Annotated in this window: 18 protein-coding genes and 1 tRNA gene; 6 read left to right on the forward strand and 13 right to left on the reverse strand. The window is 64.8% G+C overall.

The genetic code is table 11. From position 1 onward, the window contains the following. Positions 1 to 54: 54 nt before the first annotated feature. From ACLCGK_RS13220 to ACLCGK_RS13240, 5 genes are read right to left on the reverse strand one after another with little or no spacing between them, the layout of a single operon-like run. Positions 55 to 831: a molecular chaperone gene (locus ACLCGK_RS13220; RefSeq protein WP_023662546.1), complete on the reverse strand. Its 777-nt coding sequence runs from the start codon at positions 829 to 831 to the stop codon at positions 55 to 57. 39 nt (positions 832 to 870) lie between these two features. Next, positions 871 to 1,374: a spore coat U domain-containing protein gene (locus ACLCGK_RS13225; RefSeq protein WP_410952163.1), complete on the reverse strand. Its 504-nt coding sequence runs from the start codon at positions 1,372 to 1,374 to the stop codon at positions 871 to 873. Positions 1,375 to 1,377: 3 nt separating this feature from the next. Beyond that, positions 1,378 to 1,908: a spore coat U domain-containing protein gene (locus ACLCGK_RS13230; RefSeq protein WP_054573133.1), complete on the reverse strand. Its 531-nt coding sequence runs from the start codon at positions 1,906 to 1,908 to the stop codon at positions 1,378 to 1,380. A gap of 18 nt (positions 1,909 to 1,926) precedes the next feature. Then, positions 1,927 to 2,463: a spore coat U domain-containing protein gene (locus ACLCGK_RS13235; protein WP_410952164.1), complete on the reverse strand. Its 537-nt coding sequence runs from the start codon at positions 2,461 to 2,463 to the stop codon at positions 1,927 to 1,929. 30 nt (positions 2,464 to 2,493) lie between these two features. Then, positions 2,494 to 3,021, reverse strand: a complete 528-nt coding sequence (locus ACLCGK_RS13240) for a spore coat U domain-containing protein (protein WP_405047146.1) — start codon at positions 3,019 to 3,021, stop codon at positions 2,494 to 2,496. Positions 3,022 to 3,284: 263 nt separating this feature from the next. On the opposite strand from ACLCGK_RS13240, the gene ACLCGK_RS13245 reads away from it, so the two are divergent. Genes ACLCGK_RS13245 through ACLCGK_RS13255 form a run of 3 tightly spaced genes read left to right on the forward strand, consistent with a single transcriptional unit; the run spans position 3,285 to position 8,412 of the window. Beyond that, entirely contained in the window at positions 3,285 to 5,534 is a 2,250-nt protein-coding gene (locus ACLCGK_RS13245) for an ATP-binding protein (RefSeq protein ID WP_410952165.1), read from the forward strand. A gap of 15 nt (positions 5,535 to 5,549) precedes the next feature. Continuing rightward, positions 5,550 to 6,011, forward strand: coding sequence for a response regulator (locus ACLCGK_RS13250; RefSeq protein WP_015269730.1), 462 nt, complete (start codon positions 5,550 to 5,552; stop codon positions 6,009 to 6,011). Between the two features lie 13 nt (positions 6,012 to 6,024). Further along, positions 6,025 to 8,412, forward strand: coding sequence for a hybrid sensor histidine kinase/response regulator (locus ACLCGK_RS13255; RefSeq protein ID WP_100413134.1), 2,388 nt, complete (start codon positions 6,025 to 6,027; stop codon positions 8,410 to 8,412). Between the two features lie 93 nt (positions 8,413 to 8,505). Here ACLCGK_RS13255 and ACLCGK_RS13260 read toward each other — a convergent pair. After that, positions 8,506 to 8,580: transfer RNA gene (locus tag ACLCGK_RS13260), tRNA-Gln, on the reverse strand. A gap of 260 nt (positions 8,581 to 8,840) precedes the next feature. Between ACLCGK_RS13260 and ACLCGK_RS13265 the strand changes: the two genes are divergently transcribed. Next, positions 8,841 to 9,083 carry a DUF465 domain-containing protein gene (locus ACLCGK_RS13265; RefSeq protein ID WP_013971925.1) on the forward strand — a complete coding sequence of 81 codons (243 nt, stop codon included), beginning with the start codon at positions 8,841 to 8,843 and terminating at the stop codon, positions 9,081 to 9,083. Position 9,084: 1 nt separating this feature from the next. Here ACLCGK_RS13265 and ACLCGK_RS13270 read toward each other — a convergent pair whose 3' ends face one another. Beyond that, entirely contained in the window at positions 9,085 to 9,510 is a 426-nt protein-coding gene (locus ACLCGK_RS13270) for a DUF1810 domain-containing protein (RefSeq protein WP_003256418.1), read from the reverse strand. A gap of 158 nt (positions 9,511 to 9,668) precedes the next feature. Between ACLCGK_RS13270 and zapE the strand changes: the two genes are divergently transcribed. After that, the gene (gene zapE, locus ACLCGK_RS13275) at positions 9,669 to 10,739 is read left to right on the forward strand and encodes a cell division protein ZapE (RefSeq protein WP_410952166.1); all 1,071 of its coding nucleotides are present in this window, start codon (positions 9,669 to 9,671) and stop codon (positions 10,737 to 10,739) included. 127 nt (positions 10,740 to 10,866) lie between these two features. On the opposite strand, the gene ACLCGK_RS13280 is transcribed toward zapE, so the two are convergent. Further along, positions 10,867 to 12,756: a propionyl-CoA synthetase gene (locus ACLCGK_RS13280; RefSeq protein ID WP_410952167.1), complete on the reverse strand. Its 1,890-nt coding sequence runs from the start codon at positions 12,754 to 12,756 to the stop codon at positions 10,867 to 10,869. 180 nt (positions 12,757 to 12,936) lie between these two features. Between ACLCGK_RS13280 and ACLCGK_RS13285 the strand changes: the two genes are divergently transcribed. Continuing rightward, complete coding sequence (locus tag ACLCGK_RS13285) at positions 12,937 to 13,803, forward strand: LysR family transcriptional regulator (protein ID WP_023663489.1); 867 nt, start codon at positions 12,937 to 12,939, stop codon at positions 13,801 to 13,803. Here the strand turns inward: ACLCGK_RS13285 and ACLCGK_RS13290 are convergent. The 5 genes from ACLCGK_RS13290 to ACLCGK_RS13310 all read right to left on the reverse strand — a co-directional run bounded on the left by ACLCGK_RS13290 (position 13,777) and on the right by ACLCGK_RS13310 (position 17,804). Next, a complete protein-coding gene (locus ACLCGK_RS13290; protein ID WP_410952168.1) occupies positions 13,777 to 14,931 on the reverse strand; it encodes an HPP family protein in 1,155 nt (384 codons plus the stop codon). The genes ACLCGK_RS13285 and ACLCGK_RS13290 overlap by 27 nt on opposite strands. 262 nt (positions 14,932 to 15,193) lie before the next feature. Next, complete coding sequence (locus ACLCGK_RS13295) at positions 15,194 to 16,513, reverse strand: sensor histidine kinase (protein WP_015269723.1); 1,320 nt, start codon at positions 16,511 to 16,513, stop codon at positions 15,194 to 15,196. Continuing rightward, complete coding sequence (locus ACLCGK_RS13300; protein WP_013971919.1) at positions 16,510 to 17,178, reverse strand: response regulator transcription factor; 669 nt, start codon at positions 17,176 to 17,178, stop codon at positions 16,510 to 16,512. The genes ACLCGK_RS13295 and ACLCGK_RS13300 overlap by 4 nt, the downstream gene beginning before the upstream one ends. After that, on the reverse strand, positions 17,179 to 17,493 hold the full coding sequence (locus ACLCGK_RS13305) for a PepSY domain-containing protein (protein WP_410952169.1): 315 nt from the start codon (positions 17,491 to 17,493) through the stop codon (positions 17,179 to 17,181). It abuts the gene before it with no gap. After that, positions 17,493 to 17,804: a PepSY domain-containing protein gene (locus ACLCGK_RS13310; RefSeq protein WP_003256549.1), complete on the reverse strand. Its 312-nt coding sequence runs from the start codon at positions 17,802 to 17,804 to the stop codon at positions 17,493 to 17,495. The genes ACLCGK_RS13305 and ACLCGK_RS13310 overlap by 1 nt, the downstream gene beginning before the upstream one ends. Positions 17,805 to 17,891: the final 87 nt, after the last annotated feature.

Below are 17,891 nucleotides of genomic sequence, written 5' to 3' on the forward strand. Positions count from 1 at the left end.
TGTCCAACCATTGCCGGGTTCTCCACGGCCTCTGCGCGGCATTCAGGCGCAGGCTCATTGGCTTTGGCGGATGGCGTCCGCGCTGCTCTGGCCGTTTACCCTCCCCTTCAGCACACTGCCGGCACTCGGTGCCAACGGTGCCGGCCAGCGCATGCTGGCCCCTGGCAGCACATAACCCAGCAAGCCATCGGCCAGTGGTTTGCTCTGGCTGCCCTGCTGCACCACCACATCAGTCAGGCGTGCATGCACCGGGCCGGTGTTGCGCAGTTCCACGTACGGCTTGCCCTGCACGGTCACTGCGCGCCAGCTGAGTTGCGGCTTGCCGACGCCCTCGGCATTGCCCTTGCCCTCAGGGCCTGCCTTGCCCCACAGGCCTTCGCCGTAGACGAACAGGGGTACCGAGTAGCGCATCTGCAGGCGGATCGCCGCGGTGGTGCCGGGCTCGGCCTTGTCAACCGGGATGGCGGGCGGGATTTCGTCGATGATGATGCGGTAGGCCTGCTCCTGGCCGACTGGCGAGGGGCCGGTGCGGGTCAGGCGGATCAATTGCTTCTGCCCGGGGGCGACGTTGGCCACCGGCGGGCTGCCAATGATCTCGCGCTGTGCCTGGTACTGTTCCTGGTAGTCACCTTGGCGCCAGGCGAACACCCGCACCTGCAGGTTGGCCGGTGCGGTTCCGCGGTTTTCCAGCCACAGTGCGCCAGCCTTCTGGTCAGCCTCCAATACCGGGTCGATCGGCCAGATCAGCACCGAGGTGGCCGCCCAGGCTGGCAGGCTCGCCAGCCACGATACTCCGATCAATCCTCGCGCCCACTTCGCGCCTGCCCCCATGAAGCTCTCCTTGGATACTGGTCATTGGTGCCGATGCATTCACCAGGTCACCGTCACTTGCACCACATCGGTGTAAGTCCCCGCCGGCATCGTGCCGGTCAGCTGAACCCGCCCGTACACCGGCAGCTTGATCGCCGTCGGGTCGGTATAGCCCACGGCCACGCTCTGGCCGATCCCCAGGCTCTGACTGTATGCCGCGTCCCGGTACAACTGGTAGGCCAGCACCTGCCTGCCGCCCGTGCGTTTGAGGTTGCGTGTGCCACTGGCACTGTTCTGCCCGCCATCCACGCTCATGCTCAAGGCCACGCCCGGGGTGCACTGGAAGGTCACCGTGGTACCGCCCAACGAGGTGCCGAGAGTTCCGGTGGCCAGTGCCGACTGCGAGCCGTAGTCGAGCGTCCCGTAGCTGGTCACGCCGCCCACCACCAGGCACCCGGCGACGATCTGCGCCGTTACCAGGAAGCTGCTGGTGGTCGCCGCATCCAGAGGCGCGGCCAGCAGTACGCCAAGGACGCTCATGCTGCCCGCCAGCCAGCTGCGCATGGTTCAGAACGACAGCTCGACGGACACTGTGTCGGTGTACTCCCCCGCCGGCAGGCCGACCTTGCCGCGCGCCTGGCCATACAGGTTGACGGTCTGGGCCACACCACTGCTGAGCGGCAAGGTGATGGTGCCGTTGATGGCCAACACCTGCGTACGCCCGGCATCGGTGTAGAAGTCGTACGGCACGAAGTTGCCGACGCCATCCGCCAGCGCACGGCTGCCCCCGGCCGACTGGCCATCGTGGGAACCTGCACCCACGCGGATGACTGGTACCGTGCCAGCCGAACAGAGAATGCTGATCGCCCCACCGCCGCCGCCGATTACCTGGCCGTCGGCGGTGTTGAACAAGGCATCGTGAGTGCCGAAGTCCAAGGTACCGAAGTCGGTCCCCGATGTGGCTGAGCTGCCGTTGACCTGACACGCTGCGGTCAAGGTCAGCGTCGACTCGATAGTCCCGGTGGTGGCGGCCTGCGCCTGGTAAGTCAGCATCAGCCCCAGACCGGCGAGGATGCAGCGTGAAAGGTTCGTTCGCATCGAAGTCTCCTTGTGTCGTTACCAGTCCAGGGTCACCCTCAGGGTGTCACGGTACAGGCCGGCTGGCAGCGCACGCGGTTGCGCCACTACCACACCGTAGATGGGGATCGGTATCTGCCGGGTACTGCTGATGGTGAAGGCACGCGCCTGGCCGATGCCGTAGCGGCTGTTACCACCTGGGTCGATCGCCAGTTGGTAGGGGATCAGCTCGCGGCCGTTGCTCAGCCGCCGTATGCCGTCACTGCCATTCAGGCCGCCGTTGATGCGCACGTTGAACGCCCGCACCTCGGGCGTGCAACTGATCTGCAGGCTGCCTTCGCCGCTCACATCGTCAACCCGGCTGCGCAGCGGCTGGCGCCAGCTCGGACCGCGCTCGCCGAAGTCCAGCACTCCCGGGTTACCCACCGTTGCCGGTTGCGTCTCGTTGCTGCTGATCTGGCAAGCGGTGCTGATCACCAGCCGCGCCTGGATGAAACCGGTGCTGGTGCCATGCGCGGCACCGCCAGGCACCAGCAGCGGGCCCAGGGAAAGCAGCAGGATCGAGGTGCGGTTCATGGCGTCGCGTCCTTGAACATGGTTGCATCCCTACCAGGTGACCGTGATTTTGAGCAGGTCGGCGTACAGGCCGGCAGGCGGTACCCAGGCCAGCTTGTCGATCCGTGCGTACAACGGCAGCTCGACCGAGCCGCTGTCCGGCACCCGCGCCGAATGCGCCACATTCACCGCCAGCGGCTCGCGCCAGGCAGCGTCGCGGTAGAGGCGATAAGGGATGAGCCGGGCCGTGTCATCGTCACTGGCCAGAAAGCGCAACTCGCCGACGCCGCCATGCTGCCCACCATCGACGCGGACCTGATAGGGGGTGTGGGGATTGCATTCCAGGCGTGGCGGGCGCTGGCTCAGCAGCGCGCCGGTGAGCGGCGCACCAGGGCCATCCAGCCGTGCAGCAGCGCCCAGATCGATGCGCCCCAGCGCCTGCGCCCCAGCATCGCGGGGCTGGTTGACCAGCATGCAGCCACGCTGCACCAGCACCCGCACTTCCACCAGGAAGTCCGCCGCCATTGCGCTGCTGCTCAACATAAGGCCCAACAGGGCGGCCAGGTAGCGGTCCGTCACCTTATTATCCTTGTCGATGTCTGCTGAGCTGAGCGTAGCAGCGACGCGACATCACGGTACTGGCATCGAGCCATTTTTTTGTATTAGCCAAAAAGCGCTACCACCTGAAAAAAAAACCACACGACACAGAACGCATCGCCGGCATTCTCCTCAAATGGCCAAGGGCCGTTATCCCGGCGGGTATTCTGTTAAGGTGTATTCCCTTCATCCTGCCTAGACTCATGCGGCATGCATGGACGGACACGACAGGAGCGTTTTCATAGATGATTGCAGACAGCACGCTCACCCAAGCCCTCGAGCGCTGCGCCCAGGAGCCGATCCAGCTACCTGGCAGCATCCAGCCCCACGGTTTTCTGCTGGTGCTGGACGAAACCGACATGCGGGTACTCCAGGCCAGTGAAAATGTCGAGCATTGGCTGGGCATACCGGCCAGTGAACTGATAGGTCGCGAGTTCGCCGAACTGGTCAGCGGGGCCTTCGACTTGCGCCTGCACCTGGCCCGCCTGCCGCAGGACGAGGTCTTTCCGTTCCACATCAGCGATGTACACCTGCGCCAGGACGCTCCATATCGTGGCAACCTGCACCTGCTGGTCCATCGTCACGACCAGGTGCTGATCACCGAATTCGAACCCCCTCGCCTGCCGGCCGATCTTGTCGGGCAAGGCGACTACTACCCGCTGGTGCGCAGCTTCGTAGGCCGCCTGCACCAGGCCGGCAGCCTCGAGGAACTGCTGCAGCAAGCAGTGCTGCAGCTCAAGCGCATCACCGGCTTTGGCAGGGTCAAGGCCTATCGCTTCGATGCCGAAGGCAACGGCCAGGTGCTGGCCGAGGTGGCCGACCCGGGCTACCCGAGCTACCTGGGCCTGTGTTTCCCCGCTTCGGACATACCGCGCCAGGCGCGCGAGCTGTACCGAATCAACCGCATCCGCGTGATCGAGGACGCCAACTACCAGGCCTCGCCGTTGCTGCCCGCTGCCAACCCACGCACCGGCAAGCCGCTGGACCTGAGCTTTGCCGCGCTGCGCAGCGTGTCGCCAGTGCACCTGCAGTACATGCGCAACATGGGTACCCTGGCATCGATGTCGCTGTCGATCGTGGTCGACGGGCAACTCTGGGGGCTGGTGTCCTGTCACCACGAACAGCCACGCCCGGTGGACCTGCGCACCCGTACCGCCTGCGAACTGCTGGCCAGTGTGCTGTCGCTGCAGATCGAGTCGCGCGAGTCCCACGCCAACACTCGCCAGTTGCTGGAGCTGCGCCAGCACATCGTGCGCATGATCTCGTCCATGGCCGACCATGACAGTGTCGGCGACGGCCTGCGCGACTTGCCCGAAGTACTGCTGGCCTTCGCCGGCGCCCAAGGTGCCGCGGTCATATCCGCCGAACGTTGCGACCTGATCGGCAAGACCCCTCCGGCCGCGCAGGTAAACGCCCTGGTGCACTGGCTCTCCCAGCGTGGCGAAGACAGCGTGTTCCACAGCGACAACCTGTGCCGCGACATCGATGAACTGCCCGAGCTCGCGGCCCATGCAGGCGGTGTGCTGGCAGTGGCCATTTCGCAGATCCACTCGCACTACCTGCTGTGGTTCCGTCCCGAGCAGGTGCGCACGGTGAACTGGGCCGGGCAGCCGAACAAACAGGTCGGGCCGCAGGGCAACCTCGACCCGCGGCACAGTTTCGAAAGCTGGCAGGAAAAACTGCGCGGCTACTGTGAACCCTGGCACCCGCTGGTCATCGAAGGCGTGCAGGAGTTGCGCACGGCAGTGCTCGGCATTGTCCTGCGCAAGGCCGAGGAACTGGCGCAGCTGGCTGGGGAGCTGCGCCGCTCGAACAAGGAGCTCGAAGCGTTTTCCTACAGCGTGTCCCATGACCTGCGCGCCCCCCTGCGCCATATTGCCGGCTACTCCGAACTGCTCGGCGAAATCGAGGGCCAGAGCCTCAGCGAGCGCGGCAGGCGTTTTTTGCAGCACATCGAGGAAGCCGCGCATTTTGCCGGAAGCCTGGTCGACAACCTGCTCAACTTCTCGCAAATGGGCCGCTCGGCCCTGCGCCTGTCCGAGGTCGACCTCAACGCCCTGGTCGAGGCCATTCGCAGCGAACTGGCGCCCGACTACCAAAACCGCGAAATTGTCTGGGACATCGCCCAACTGCCCAAGGTGGTCGGTGACCCGGCGTTCATCAACATGGCCTTGCACAACCTGCTGGCCAACGCCATCAAATACACACGTGGGCGCACACCGGCGCGCATCGGCATCAGCGCCGTGCAACATCCGGGCGAAACCGAGATCTGTATTCGCGACAACGGCGTGGGCTTCGACATGGCCTACGCCAACAAACTGTTCGGCGTGTTCCAGCGCCTGCACCGCATGGAAGACTTCGAAGGCACCGGGATCGGCCTGGCCAGCGTGCGTCGCATCATCGAACGCCATGACGGCCGGGTCTGGGCCCATGGCAAGGTTGGCCAGGGTGCAACCTTCCACTTCACCCTCCCGCGCCATCCCGCAACTACCTGAGGCACCGCTACCATCATGCTCAAACCCATCCTGCTGGTCGAAGACAACCCACGGGACCTGGAGCTGACGCTCCTGGCGCTGGAGCGCAGCCAGTTGGCCAACGAGGTCATTGTGCTGCGTGACGGTGCCGAGGCACTCGACTACCTGCTTCGGCGCAATGCCTATGCCGAACGTGACGATGGCAACCCCGCCGTGTTGCTGCTGGACCTGAAACTGCCAAAGGTCGACGGCCTGGAGGTGCTGAAGGAAGTGCGCGCCACCGCCGAGCTGCGCAGTATCCCGACGGTGATGCTGACGTCCTCGCGCGAGGAGCCCGACCTGCTGCGCGCGTACGAGCTGGGGGTGAACGCGTACGTGGTCAAGCCGGTGGAGTTCAAGGAATTCGTCGCCGCCATTTCCGACCTGGGGGTGTTCTGGGCGGTACTCAACGAACCGCCACCCGGCTCGCTGCGCCTGAACCGGCGTGGCAGCATCTGAGGTGGCCGCGACGATGCAGCCAACGCCGCTGAAACTGCTGATGGTCGAAGACAACTCGATGGACGCCGAGCTGACCCTGATGCGCCTGGAACGCAGCGGGTTGCAGGTGCAGGCGCAGCTGGTGTTCGACCATGCCGGTGTCGAGCAAGCCCTGAGCGAGGCCCACTACGACCTGATCTTGTGCGACTGCGTGCTGCCGGGCTCGTCCGGCACCGATGTGCTGGCCATCGCCCAGCGCCTGGCACCCGACATTCCGTTCATTTTCCTGTCTGGTATCTATGGCGAAGAACATGCGGTGGAAATGATCCGCCTGGGCGCCACCGACTATGTGCTGAAGAAGAACCTGCCGCTGCTGCCCAAGGCCGTGCGCCGGGCCCTGACCGAAGTGCAGGAGCGCCAGCGCCGGCGCCGCGCCGAAGAGGCCCTGGCAGACGTCGAGGCACGTGCACGCATTGCCATCGACGCTGCCGGCATGGGCACATGGGACATGCGCCCGCAGGAAGGCCTGTTGTTGTGGGATGACCGCTGCAAGACCCTGTTCGGTCTACCCACCGATACTGAAATGAGCCTCGAGGTGTTTTACGCCGGCATCTACCCCGACGACCTGCCGCAGGTGCGCGAGGCGGTGGAACAGGCCATGTGCCCGGAAGGTGGCGGCCTGTATCGGGTCGAATTCCGCATCGCCCAACCCGACGGCCTGGAACCGCGCTGGTTGCTCAGCAGCGGCCAGAGCCGGTTCGTCAACGACCAGTGCGTGCGCTTTTCCGGGGTGTTGCAGGACATCCACACCCAACGCCTGGCCACCCAGGCACTGCGCCAGCTCAACGAAATGCTGGGGGAAAGGGTCGAGCGCCGCACCCGCGAACGCGACCGTGCCTGGGAGCTGTCGCAAGACTTGCTGGCCGTGCTCAACAAGGACCTGACCCCAGTCGCGCTGAACCCCGCCTGGGAAGCCAGCCTGGGCTTGTCCCGCGAACGTCTGAGCCAGTCGTCCTTGCTGCACCTGCTGCCCGAGCATGACCAGGAACTGATGCTCACCGAACTGGCCGCCCTCGCCCATGGTCGCACCAGCGCCCGCTTTGTCGGGCGTATTCTGGATGCCGGTGGTCAGCAGCGCTGGTTGTCTTGGGTGGTGGTGCCGGAAGACACCCTGCTGTATGTGGTGGCACGCGACATCACCAGCGAGCGCGAGGCCGCCCTGGGCCTGGCCGAAGCCAACGCCCGCCTGCGCGAGCAGATCGCCGAACGCGAACGCATCGAGGCCGCGCTGCAGCAGATGCAGCGCCTGGAAGCGGTCGGCCAGCTGACCGCCGGTGTGGCTCACGACTTCAACAACCTGCTGACGGTAATCCTCACCGGCGCCAGCTTCCTTGAGCGCGACCTGGCCAAAGCCGACCTGGAAAAGGCCAGTGCGCGGCTCAAGCACATCCGCGAAGCCGGCGAGCGCGGCGCCAAGCTGACCTCGCAGTTGCTGGCTTTCTCCCGCCGCCAGCGCCTGGAGCCGGTGGCGCTGAACCTCAACCGCACCCTGGCCGGGCTGGAAGAGTTGCTGCGCCGCACCTTGGGCGGCAATGTCTCGGTGCGCCTGGACCTGGAACCAACCCTGTGGCAGGCCTTGACCGACCCGACCCAGACCGAAATGATCATTCTCAACCTGGCGATCAATGCCCGCGATGCCATGCCCGACGGTGGCCAGCTGACGCTGTCGACCCGCAACACCCGGATCGACGCACGTCCACAGCGCCCGGAAGACCCGGACCCGGGCGAGTACGTGATGCTGAGTATCCGCGATACCGGCTGCGGCATGAGCGAAGAGGTGTTGGCCAAGGTGTTCGAACCGTTCTTCACCACCAAGGATATCGGCAAGGGTTCGGGCCTGGGCCTGGCCCAGGTATTCGGCTTCGCCAAACAGTCCGGGGGTGGCGTGCGCATCGACACCACGCCGGGGCGTGGTACGCAGGTGGCCGTGTATCTGCCGGCAGTCAAGGGTGAAGCCGTCAACGAACCGATGCCGTCGCTGCTCAGCCACTCGACTAGCGAAAGCGGTTGTAATCGCACCGTGCTGCTGGTGGATGACGACCATCTGGTACGCGACATGCTTGGTGATGTGTTGCGCCAGTACGGCTACCAGGTACGCCAGGCGCACAGTGGCGAACAGGCTTTGGCCTTGCTGGATGAGCAGATCGACCTGCTACTGAGCGATTTCGCCATGCCCGAGTTCAACGGTGCGCAACTGGCCCTGGCGGCGCGCGAGCGCTACCCGCACCTGCCGGTGGTGCTTCTTACCGGTTATGCAGAGTTGCAGGGACTGGAGTTGCCGGGCAGCCTGGTGATCCAGAAGCCGGTACAGGCCGATGAACTGGCCCGCTTGCTGAACGAGATGCTTGGAACGGCCAGGTGACCGAACAGAGCCTTCGGCAAAACCTGTGGAAACGACAAAGCCCAGCGCTTGTATTTCCAAGCACCGGACCGAGATACGTTTGAAGCAAGAAAATGGCAGGGGCGGCTGGATTCGAACCAACGCATGGCAGGATCAAAACCTGCTGCCTTACCGCTTGGCGACGCCCCTGTATCGGATGCAGCATCTGCTGCTCTGACAATTCCAACTGAGTGACAACTGGGTTGTTGTCTTGGAATGCGCGGCACTTTAACAACAAACTTTCGGTCTGTGAACCCCCTGATGAAAAAAAATTACCAAAAAACAGCGAGTTAGTCATTTTCGCAGTTGGCGAGGCGACCATCCGTCGCTTTCCGCCCGCTTGGCTTCAACACAATCGCATTCCTCCCTTCCAATCAGATGAGCCATCTGCATTGACCAAGGAGGACCCCATGCCTGTCTCCCACGATCTTTACCAGGACTTGCACTACCCGCGCGAAATCGTCCAGCAGCGCCGACAGCAGGACAAGGCACTGGACCGTCTGCTGGACGAATACATGGACATCGACAACCAGGTGCTGGCCGCCGAGTCGATTTCGGCGGGCAACTTCGAGGATGAAGACCTGCGCCGCCTGAAAGAACGTCGGCTGGCAGTGAAGTACATGATCGAGCGCCAACTGGAGCAAAAGGCCTGAACTAACCCTGCAACATGGCCAGCGTCAGGGCGTCCGGCTCACCGTCGTAGAACTGCACCAGCGCCAGCTGGAACAACGGGTTGCCGGGCGCGGCCTGGGCGAACAGGGTCAGGCACGAGCGCAGCTTGAGGTAGTCAGGGCTGCCGAGCATTTCACGGGCACTCTTGTCATGGTGCTGCAACAGCGCAGTCACGCACGCTTGCAGGCGCGGGCCGAGCAGCGGATGAGCCAGGTAGGCACGGGCTTCGTCGATACCGGCCAGCGCATAGCGTTCGGCCATGGCGCTGTGGCCCAGGCCATCGAGCTGCGGAAACACGTACCACATCCAGTGGCTGCGCTTGCGCCCGGCCTGCAGCTCTTGCATCACCTGGTCATACACAGGGTTCTGCGCCTCTACGAAGCGCTGCAGATCAAAGTCGGCGTGCATGCTCGCCCCTCCTCGCACCGGTTCCAGCCTTTACTGTACGCCTGCATGGCGAACCTATCTCGTCAGGCGATGATTGCCGCGCACTTTCTGTATTAGTCAAAATGGCTGCCCTCGGGCAAGCTGCACCCTGCCCTGCCATCGCCCAAGGAGCTTTGCTTTTGCCTGCCTGGATCCCTACCCCGCTACGCCAGCTTGGCCAACGCCTGCGCGGCGCCGCCGCCAACCAGAGCGAACTGCTCGGCTGGTTCGAGGACAAGGCGCACAGCCGCGGTTACCAACTCAGCGACGGCCAACGCCGGGTAATCCACTGCATGGCCGAACAGCTGGCGCAGCTCGAACAAGGCCAGCCACGCAGCCTGTACCTGTACGGTTCGGTGGGCCGTGGCAAGAGTTGGCTGCTCGACGGCTTTTTCCAGGCCGTGCCGGTGCAGGCCAAGCTGCGCCTGCACTTCCATGACTTCTTTGCCCGCCTGCACCAGGGCATGCACCGCCACCGGGCGCTGGATGATGCACTGGGCGCGACCCTCGACGAGCTGGTGGGTGATTGCCAGGTGCTGTGCTTCGACGAATTACATGTGCACGACATTGGCGATGCCATGCTGCTCACGCGGCTGTTCAATGCGTTGTTCAGCCGTGGCGTATTCCTGCTGGTGACGTCCAACTATGCACCCGAAGGGCTGCTGCCCAACCCGCTGTACCACGAGCGCTTCCTGCCGGTGATCCGCCTGATCAACAGCGCGATGGAAGTGCTGGAAGTGGGGGGCGATACCGATTTCCGCAGCCTGCCGGCCAACCGCGAACATCAGCGCTTTACCCGGGGCCACTATGTCTGGCCGGGCAATGCAGCGCAGCGCCAGGCGCTGAATGTGCCCGAGCCGCAGCCGGTGATGCTGGAAGTGAACAAGCGCCCGCTGCGCGCACTGGCGGTGGACGGCCGGCGGGTGGTGCTGGGCTTCGACGACCTGTGCGAAAAGGCCACGGCAGTGATCGACTACCTGGTGCTGGCCGGGCAATACGATGAGTGGATCATCGATGGGCTGGATGACTTGTCGGAATGTTCCCTGGCGGCGCAGCAGCGCTTCGTCAACCTGGTGGATGTGCTGTATGACCAGGACCGGCAGGTGCTGGTGATCGGCAAGCGGCCACTGGAAGAAAGCCTGGGCGGGCCGCTTGCCGACCTGATGCGTACGCGCAGCCGGTTGGGGCAGCTGCATCAGGTAGGACCCTAGAACTGCTTTGCCCGGGCCGGCCTCTTCGCGGGCACGCCCGCTCCCACAGGTATTGCACAGTTCTCAAGGCCTGTGACATCCCTGTAGGAGCGGGTTTACCCGCGAAGAGGCCAGCAAGGTCAAACCCTCAGCCAGCCCTGGGCAAATCCCCCAGCACCGCCTCGATCTCCCCCAGCACCGCCGGGTCATCCAGGGTCGAAGGCGGCAAATAGTCCTGCCCGTCGGCAATCTTGCGCAGCACCGCCCGCAGAATCTTCCCGGAGCGGGTCTTGGGCAGTCGCTTCACCAACCGCACCCGGTTGAAACACGCCAACGCGCCAATCTCCTCGCGCACGCTGCCCACCAGGTCCACCAGCAACTGCGCCTCAGCAATGCCCTCGCCGTCCTTGAGCACCACCAGCGCCAACGGCACCTGCCCCTTGATCTCGTCATGCACGCCAATCACCGCGCACTCGGCCACTGCCGGGTGGCGTGCCACCAGGTCTTCCATCTCGCCGGTGGACAGCCGGTGCCCGGACACATTGATCACGTCATCGGTGCGCCCCATGATGTAGACGAAGCCGTCATCGTCCAGGTAGCCACCGTCACCCGTGTGGTAATACCCCGGGTAAGTCCGCAGGTAAGCCTGCAGGTAACGCTCGTGGTCGCCCCAAAGCGTCTGGCTGCACCCGGGCGGCAATGGCAGGGCGATGACGATCGAGCCCTGGTGGTTGGGCCCCAGCAGGTGGCCCTCGTCATCCAGCACGCGCACGTGGTAGCCCGGCACCGCCCGGTTGCTCGACCCGGGCTTCGCCGCACTGCCTTCCAGCCCTACGCAGGGCGCGGTGACCGGCCAGCCGGTCTCGGTCTGCCACCAATGGTCGTGCACCGGCTTGCCACTGACCCGTTCCAGCCATTCGTGGGTGCTGGAATCCAGTTTCTCGCCAGCCAGGAACAACTGGCGCAGCGAGCTCAGGTCGTGCTTGCGGATCAGCTCCCCCTCAGGGTCTTCCTTGCGGATGGCGCGCATGGCCGTAGGGGCGCAGAACAATGCGTTGACCTTGTATTGCTCCACCACCCGCCAGTAGGCCGAGGCATCCGGGGTGCGGATCGGCTTGCCTTCGTAGAACACCGTGGTGCAGCCGCTCATCAGCGGCCCATAGACGATCAGCGAATGGCCAACCACCCAGCCCACGTCGGATATGCCCCACCACACATCGCCGGCCTGCATGCCGTAGATATGGCGCATGGCGTAGCACAGCGCGACGGCATTGCCGCCGTTTTCCCGCACGATGCCCTTGGGTTTGCCGGTGGTGCCAGAGGTGTACATGATGTAAAGCGGATCACCCGCATCCAGTTCCACCGGTGGCACCGGCTCGGCTTTGGCCAATGCCGCCTGCCAGTCCAGGTCGCGGCCTGGCTGCAGCTGGGCACGCGCCTGCGGGCGCTGCAGCACCAGCACGTTGCGCGGCTGGTGGCGGGCCAGTTGCAGGGCACGATCGACCAGCGGCTTGTATTCGATCACCCGGTCGAACTCCAGCCCGCAGGACGCCGTCAGCAGCAGCGTCGGCCGGGCATCGTCGATGCGCAAGGCCAGCTCGTTGGCGGCAAAGCCACCGAACACCACCGAGTGCACTGCGCCAATCCGCGCGCAGGCAAGCATGGCCATGGCCGCCTGCGGCACCATGGGCATGTAGATGATCACGCCATCGCCCTTGTTCACCCCCAACTGGCGTAACAAACCGGCCAGGCGCGCCACCTCGTCACGCAGTTGGTGGTAGGTGTAGGCCTGTTGCACACCGGTCACCGGCGAGTCGTAAATCAGCGCCAGCTGCTCGCCACGGCCCTGCTCGATCTGGTGATCGAGGGCCAGGTAGCAGCTGTTCAGGCGGCCATCGGCAAACCAGCGGTGGGTACCGTCGGCATTTTCTTGCAGCGTGAGGGCCGGCTTGCGGTGCCAGGCCAGGTGCGCGGCCTGCTCCGCCCAGAAAGCGGCAGGGTCGGAAATGGAATGGGCGTAGCTGTGCTGGTAGCTCATATCGAAAGAAACCCGGTACTTGTTGTTATTGAAGGGCGAAACTTGAGTATGGACCGCTACACCCGCGCCGCCATGGGACTAAAGTCACAACCGACCTGCAAATTTGCAGACAACGCAAAAACGCCCCATAACGGTGCAAAGCCTCTAGAATAGGCCACCCCTTCAGCCACCGAGCAGCTCATGGACATCGATCAGGCCCGTACCTTTCTGGAAATCGTGCGTTGCGGCAGCCTGGTCGCCGCCGCCGAACGCCTGTTCGTGTCACAGACGGCGATCACCGCGCGGGTGCAGCGCCTGGAGCAGCAACTGGGCTGCCAGCTGTTCGTGCGCAGCCGCAACGGCGCCAGCCTGACCAGCGACGGCGAGGCATTCGTCAGTTATGCCAACCAGATGGTGCAAACCTGGGAAGCGGCGCGTCGCGACCTGCCGCTGCCCGAAGGCTGCCAGCAAGTGCTGCACGTGGGCGCTGAGGTGAGCCTGGGCAACCCGATGCTGCTCGACTGGGTCAGTGCCCTGCACCGCGAGCTGCCCAGCCATGCCATCCGCAGCGAGGTGAGCGACGGCGAATCGCTGCTGCGCAAGGTCGAGATGGGCCTGCTGGATGCCGCGCTGGTCTACCAGCCGACCTACGGCCCGGGCCTGCAGGTGGAGCAGCTGATGGAGGAAAAGCTGATCCGTGTGCGCCGGGTCGCCCAGCCAGACCCGTACATCTATATCGACTGGGGCGAAGCCTTCCGTCGCCAGCACGATGCCGCCCTGCCCGACTGCGCGCGCCCGGCGCTGAGTTTCAACCTGGGCCCGCTGGCCTTGCAGTTCATACTCGACCAGGGCGGCAGTGGCTACTTCCGCACGCGGGTAGTGCAGGCCTATCTGGACAGCGGGGTGTTCGAGCGGGTACCGCAGGCGCCGGAATTCACCTACCCGACCTTCCTGGTGTACCCGCGCAAGCGCGACAGCGAAGCCCTGCAACAGGCCTTTGCCATCCTGCGCCGGCTGGTAGCCGCCGGCGCCAGCGACTGGTCACAACGCTGGGACCCGCTTATCTGAAGCCTCGGCCTCGCTGAGCAACTGGCGCTTGAGGCCGGCGATCAGATCGGTCTGGGTGATCACCCCCACCAACTGGTCGGCATCGAGCACCGGCAGGCAATGCAGGCCCTGTTCGCACAGCAGTGGCAGCAAGCGCTCCAGCGGGTGCTGGCTGCTGACGCTGATTACCCGGCGGCTCATCACCTGCTCCATGCGCACCGCCTTGCGGCCGAACAACCCGCGCCAACTGAAGCGGCCACGCTGCATGGCCGGGCCGACCAGGTCGCTGAGGCTGACTATTCCCACCAACTTGCCCTGCTGCAGTACCGGCAGGGTTTTCAGGTGGTGGCTGGCCAGCAGTTTCCAGGCCTGCTCCAGAGTGGTGTCGGGCGTGGCGAACTGCACGTCGCGGGACATCACCGAGGCCGCGGTGATGCCGCCGAGGCTGCGCTGCAGGGCGTGTTGCTCGGTGGCCAGGATGATGCGCTCCAGTTCGTCACGGGTGACATCGACGAACTCGCCCAGTTCTTCCAGAGCCTGATCCAGGTCTTCCCCACGGATGCCGACCCGCTCGCTGGGCAGCGGGTCATGGGTGTGGTGCAGGTCCTTGCGCGGCACCGCGCCTTTCGGGTAGCGCACGCCGGTGAGGTGGTTGTAGAGGATCGCCACCGCTACCAGGATCAACGCGTTGAGCAGCACCGGCTCCAGCAGGTGGTCGCCCATGGCGGTAAGCCCGGGGTCGGCCAGCACCGCGCTCACCGCCACCCCGCCGCCTGGCGGGTGCAGGCAGCGCAGCAGGCACATCACCAGAATCGAGATACCCAGGGCTGCAGCGGCAACCCACAGCTGCGGGCCGAAGCCCTGGCGCATGGCCAGGCCGACCGCACCGGCCAAGGCGTAGCTGCCCAGCACAGGCCAGGGCTGGGCCAATGGGCCGGAGTGCACGGCGAACACCAGCACGGCCGAAGCCGCCAGCGGGCCGAGCAGGTGCAAGGCAATGCTGGGGCCGTAGGCCATGCTGGTCAGCCAGCCGGCGAGGAAAAGGCCGAACAACGCGCCGATACCGGCACGCAACCATTCTTTGGGGGGAATATTCAGGGGCGCTGGCAACAGCCGCTGCAAACGACTTTCGAAACGCGAGGCAGGCATGTAGGTAATCGGAATCTGTAGTTTTTCTGGTTAAAAAGAAAGCCCAGCCGAGGTGGCCTGGGCCTCGTATTGCGGTCGCAATAGCACAAGGGGCTCCGTCCGTGGAGAGATGGAAACCACAGGGTTTCGTGGGGGAATTTTGCCGGGTGGGGCGAGATTGGGCTAATTCAAAAAAATGCGGCTGTACTGCATTTTTTTTGCAGTGGTGATATGGCCCACGGGGTCATGCTTGCCGGCGATGGGCCGCAAAGCGGCCCCGGCATTACCGAGCCTTGCGCGGCAAGTCGATGCTTACCCGCAAGCCGCCCAACGGGCTATCCAGCAGCGCCAGGCGCCCGCCCCAGGCCTCGACGATATCGCGCACGATGCCCAACCCCAGCCCGTGCCCGTCTACCTGCTCGTCCAGCCGCGAGCCGCGCTCCAGCACCTGCTGCCGCTGGCCCTCGGGGATACCGGGGCCATCATCATCGACCCACACCTGGTAGCCATCGGTACTCGGCGCGATACCCAGCCGCACCTCGCTGTCGGCCCACTTGCAGGCGTTGTCCAGCAGGTTGCCGAGCAGCTCCAGGATGTCCTCGCGGTCCCAAGGCAGCAGCAGCCCGGGCGGCACATCCCTGGCCAGCAGCAGGCCCTCGCCATGGATCATGCCCAGTGTCCCCAGCAGCCCCGGCAGCTCGACGTCGCAGTCGAACTGCGCACCAGGCAGCGCATCCCCCGCCAGGCGCGCACGGTTCAGCTCACGCGCCAGGCGCTGCTGAATCTGCTCCAGTTGCTCGCGCATCTGCGCGCGAACATCCGGCAGGTCTTTCAGGCGCTCGCTGGAGGCCAGGCTCAGCAACACCGCCAGTGGCGTCTTCAATGCATGGCCCAGGTTGCCCAGGGCATTGCGCGAGCGGCGCAGGCTGTCTTCGGTATGGCTCAGCAGGTGGTTGATCTGCCCCACCAGCGGCGCCAGTTCGCTGGGCACTTCGGCATCCAGCTGCGAGCGCTGGCCCTGCTGCAACTGAGCGATCTGCTGGCGTGCCCGCTCCAGCGGCCGCAGCGAGCGAGTCACGGTGATGCGCTGCAACACCAGCACCAGGATCAGCGCCACCAGGCCCATGCCCAGGCCGATCTGCTGCAGGCGCCGGAAACCTTCGCGTACCGGCGAATAATCCTGTGCCACGCTGATCGAGATGTCCTGGCCCAGGCGCCGGTAGTCGGCACGCAGGGCAAGCAGTTGCTGGCCTTCCGGGCCGAGTTCGTGGCTGTCGGAAAGGCCCGGCGCGGCGGGTTTGGGCATGTCCAGATCCCACAGCGACCGGGAACGCCAGGTGCCTTTATCGAAATCGATGCGGAAGTAATAGCCGGAAAACGGCCGCTGGTAGGCGGCCGAGATACGCCGCTCATCCAGCTGCAGACCCGAAGGCCCGCGCACCAGGGCCACCAGCAGGTTTTCGCTTTCCTTGCGCAGGCCATTCTCCAGGTAGCGCTGCAGGCCGACCTCGAACAACCACAGGGTCAGCTGCGCAAGCACCAGGCCGACCACCACCAGCACCGCCACCAGGCCCAGGCTCAGGCGCGCCTGGATCGACTTCACGCGGCGCTCCCGGCGTAGATGTAGCCCTGCCCGCGGCGGGTCTCGATGACGCTGCGGCCCAGCTTGCGTCGCAAGTGGTTGACGTGCACTTCCAGCACGTTGGAGTCGCGCTCGGTTTCACCGTCGTAGAGGTGCTCGGCCAGGTGGCTCTTGGACAGGATCTGCTGCGGATGCAGCATGAAGTAGCGCAGCAGGCGGAACTCGGCGGCGGTCAGCTGGATATCCACGCCGTCACGGTTCACGCACTGCCGGCTTTCGTCCAGATGCAGTCCGGCCGCTTCCAGCGTTGGCTGGTTGGCCAGGCCACGGGCACGGCGCAACAACGCCTGGATGCGCAGCTGCAGTTCTTCGGGGTGAAAGGGTTTGCTCAGGTAATCATCGGCCCCGGCCTTCAGCCCTTCGATACGCTCGGCCCACGAGCCACGGGCAGTAAGGATCAACACCGGCGTGGCCAGGCCGGCGGCACGCCACTGGGCCAGCACCTCCAGGCCCGGCAGGCCCGGCAGGCCAAGGTCCAGGATGATCAGGTCGTAGGGTTCGCTCTGGCCCTGGTACACCGCGTCGCGGCCATCGGCCAGCCAGTCCACGGCGTAGCCCTGGCGCTGCAGGCCGGCGGTAAGTTCATCGGCCAACGGTACATTGTCCTCGACAAGCAACAGGCGCATTCAGTCGTCTTCCTCGTCTTTGAGCAGGGCACCGCTGCTGGCGTCGAGCTTGATCTCGCGCACCACGCCTTCAGCTGTCAGCAACTCGACTTCGTATTCGTAGCGATTGTCGTCTTCTTCCAGCTCGGCCTCCAGCAGGCGCGCCCCGGGGTGACGCCCCAGGGCGGTTTCCAACAGCTGCTCGAGCGGCAGGATGATGCCCTTCTGGCGCAGTTCCAGAGCTTCGTCCTGGTCCAGGTCACGGGCAACGGCCAGGGAACACACGGCCAGCAGCGCCAGCGCGAAGTAGCGCGCCGGCCGCAGTAGGTGGATCATCAGTTGTCCCGCTCGTCCTTCAGCACTTCACCGGTCTTGGCGTCCAGCGCCACATCCCATTCGACGTTCTGCGTGTCGCGCAGCTCGACCTTGTAGACGTAGCGACCGTACTCATCTTCAAGTTCCGAGTCGGTGACGGTGGCACCCGGGTGCTTGGCCACGGCGGCGGCCTTGAGTTCGTCCAGCGACTTGACGGTCTTGGCATTTACCAGCTTGACCACTTCGTCGGGCTGCACATCCTTGGCGATGGCGGAATGGGCGCCCAGGGCAAGGGCGGCGGCTACGGTGAACAGGGCAGTCATGCGTTTCATCGTTCTTCTCTCCTGAGAACTGTGCAAGTTGTCTACGGGGTTAAGATTAACCACCGGTCCTTAATTCAACCTGAAAACAACTGGCGC

It is taken from the genome of Pseudomonas sp. S1(2024), from assembly GCF_046557535.1.

What these genes read in the sequence shown, in the direction of transcription:
- ACLCGK_RS13290 (WP_410952168.1), bottom strand. Translation starts at nt 14,931, where the DNA reads ATGCCTGCCTCGCGTTTCGAAAGTCGTTTGCAGCGGCTGTTGCCAGCG.
- ACLCGK_RS13285 (WP_023663489.1), top strand. Translation starts at nt 12,937, where the DNA reads ATGGACATCGATCAGGCCCGTACCTTTCTGGAAATCGTGCGTTGCGGC.
- ACLCGK_RS13230 (WP_054573133.1), bottom strand. Translation starts at nt 1,908, where the DNA reads ATGCGAACGAACCTTTCACGCTGCATCCTCGCCGGTCTGGGGCTGATG.
- ACLCGK_RS13225 (WP_410952163.1), bottom strand. Translation starts at nt 1,374, where the DNA reads ATGCGCAGCTGGCTGGCGGGCAGCATGAGCGTCCTTGGCGTACTGCTG.
- ACLCGK_RS13310 (WP_003256549.1), bottom strand. Translation starts at nt 17,804, where the DNA reads ATGAAACGCATGACTGCCCTGTTCACCGTAGCCGCCGCCCTTGCCCTG.
- ACLCGK_RS13280 (WP_410952167.1), bottom strand. Translation starts at nt 12,756, where the DNA reads ATGAGCTACCAGCACAGCTACGCCCATTCCATTTCCGACCCTGCCGCT.
- ACLCGK_RS13270 (WP_003256418.1), bottom strand. Translation starts at nt 9,510, where the DNA reads ATGCACGCCGACTTTGATCTGCAGCGCTTCGTAGAGGCGCAGAACCCT.
- ACLCGK_RS13255 (WP_100413134.1), top strand. Translation starts at nt 6,025, where the DNA reads ATGCAGCCAACGCCGCTGAAACTGCTGATGGTCGAAGACAACTCGATG.
- ACLCGK_RS13235 (WP_410952164.1), bottom strand. Translation starts at nt 2,463, where the DNA reads ATGAACCGCACCTCGATCCTGCTGCTTTCCCTGGGCCCGCTGCTGGTG.
- ACLCGK_RS13250 (WP_015269730.1), top strand. Translation starts at nt 5,550, where the DNA reads ATGCTCAAACCCATCCTGCTGGTCGAAGACAACCCACGGGACCTGGAG.
- ACLCGK_RS13305 (WP_410952169.1), bottom strand. Translation starts at nt 17,493, where the DNA reads ATGATCCACCTACTGCGGCCGGCGCGCTACTTCGCGCTGGCGCTGCTG.
- ACLCGK_RS13300 (WP_013971919.1), bottom strand. Translation starts at nt 17,178, where the DNA reads ATGCGCCTGTTGCTTGTCGAGGACAATGTACCGTTGGCCGATGAACTT.
- ACLCGK_RS13265 (WP_013971925.1), top strand. Translation starts at nt 8,841, where the DNA reads ATGCCTGTCTCCCACGATCTTTACCAGGACTTGCACTACCCGCGCGAA.
- ACLCGK_RS13220 (WP_023662546.1), bottom strand. Translation starts at nt 831, where the DNA reads ATGGGGGCAGGCGCGAAGTGGGCGCGAGGATTGATCGGAGTATCGTGG.
- ACLCGK_RS13245 (WP_410952165.1), top strand. Translation starts at nt 3,285, where the DNA reads ATGATTGCAGACAGCACGCTCACCCAAGCCCTCGAGCGCTGCGCCCAG.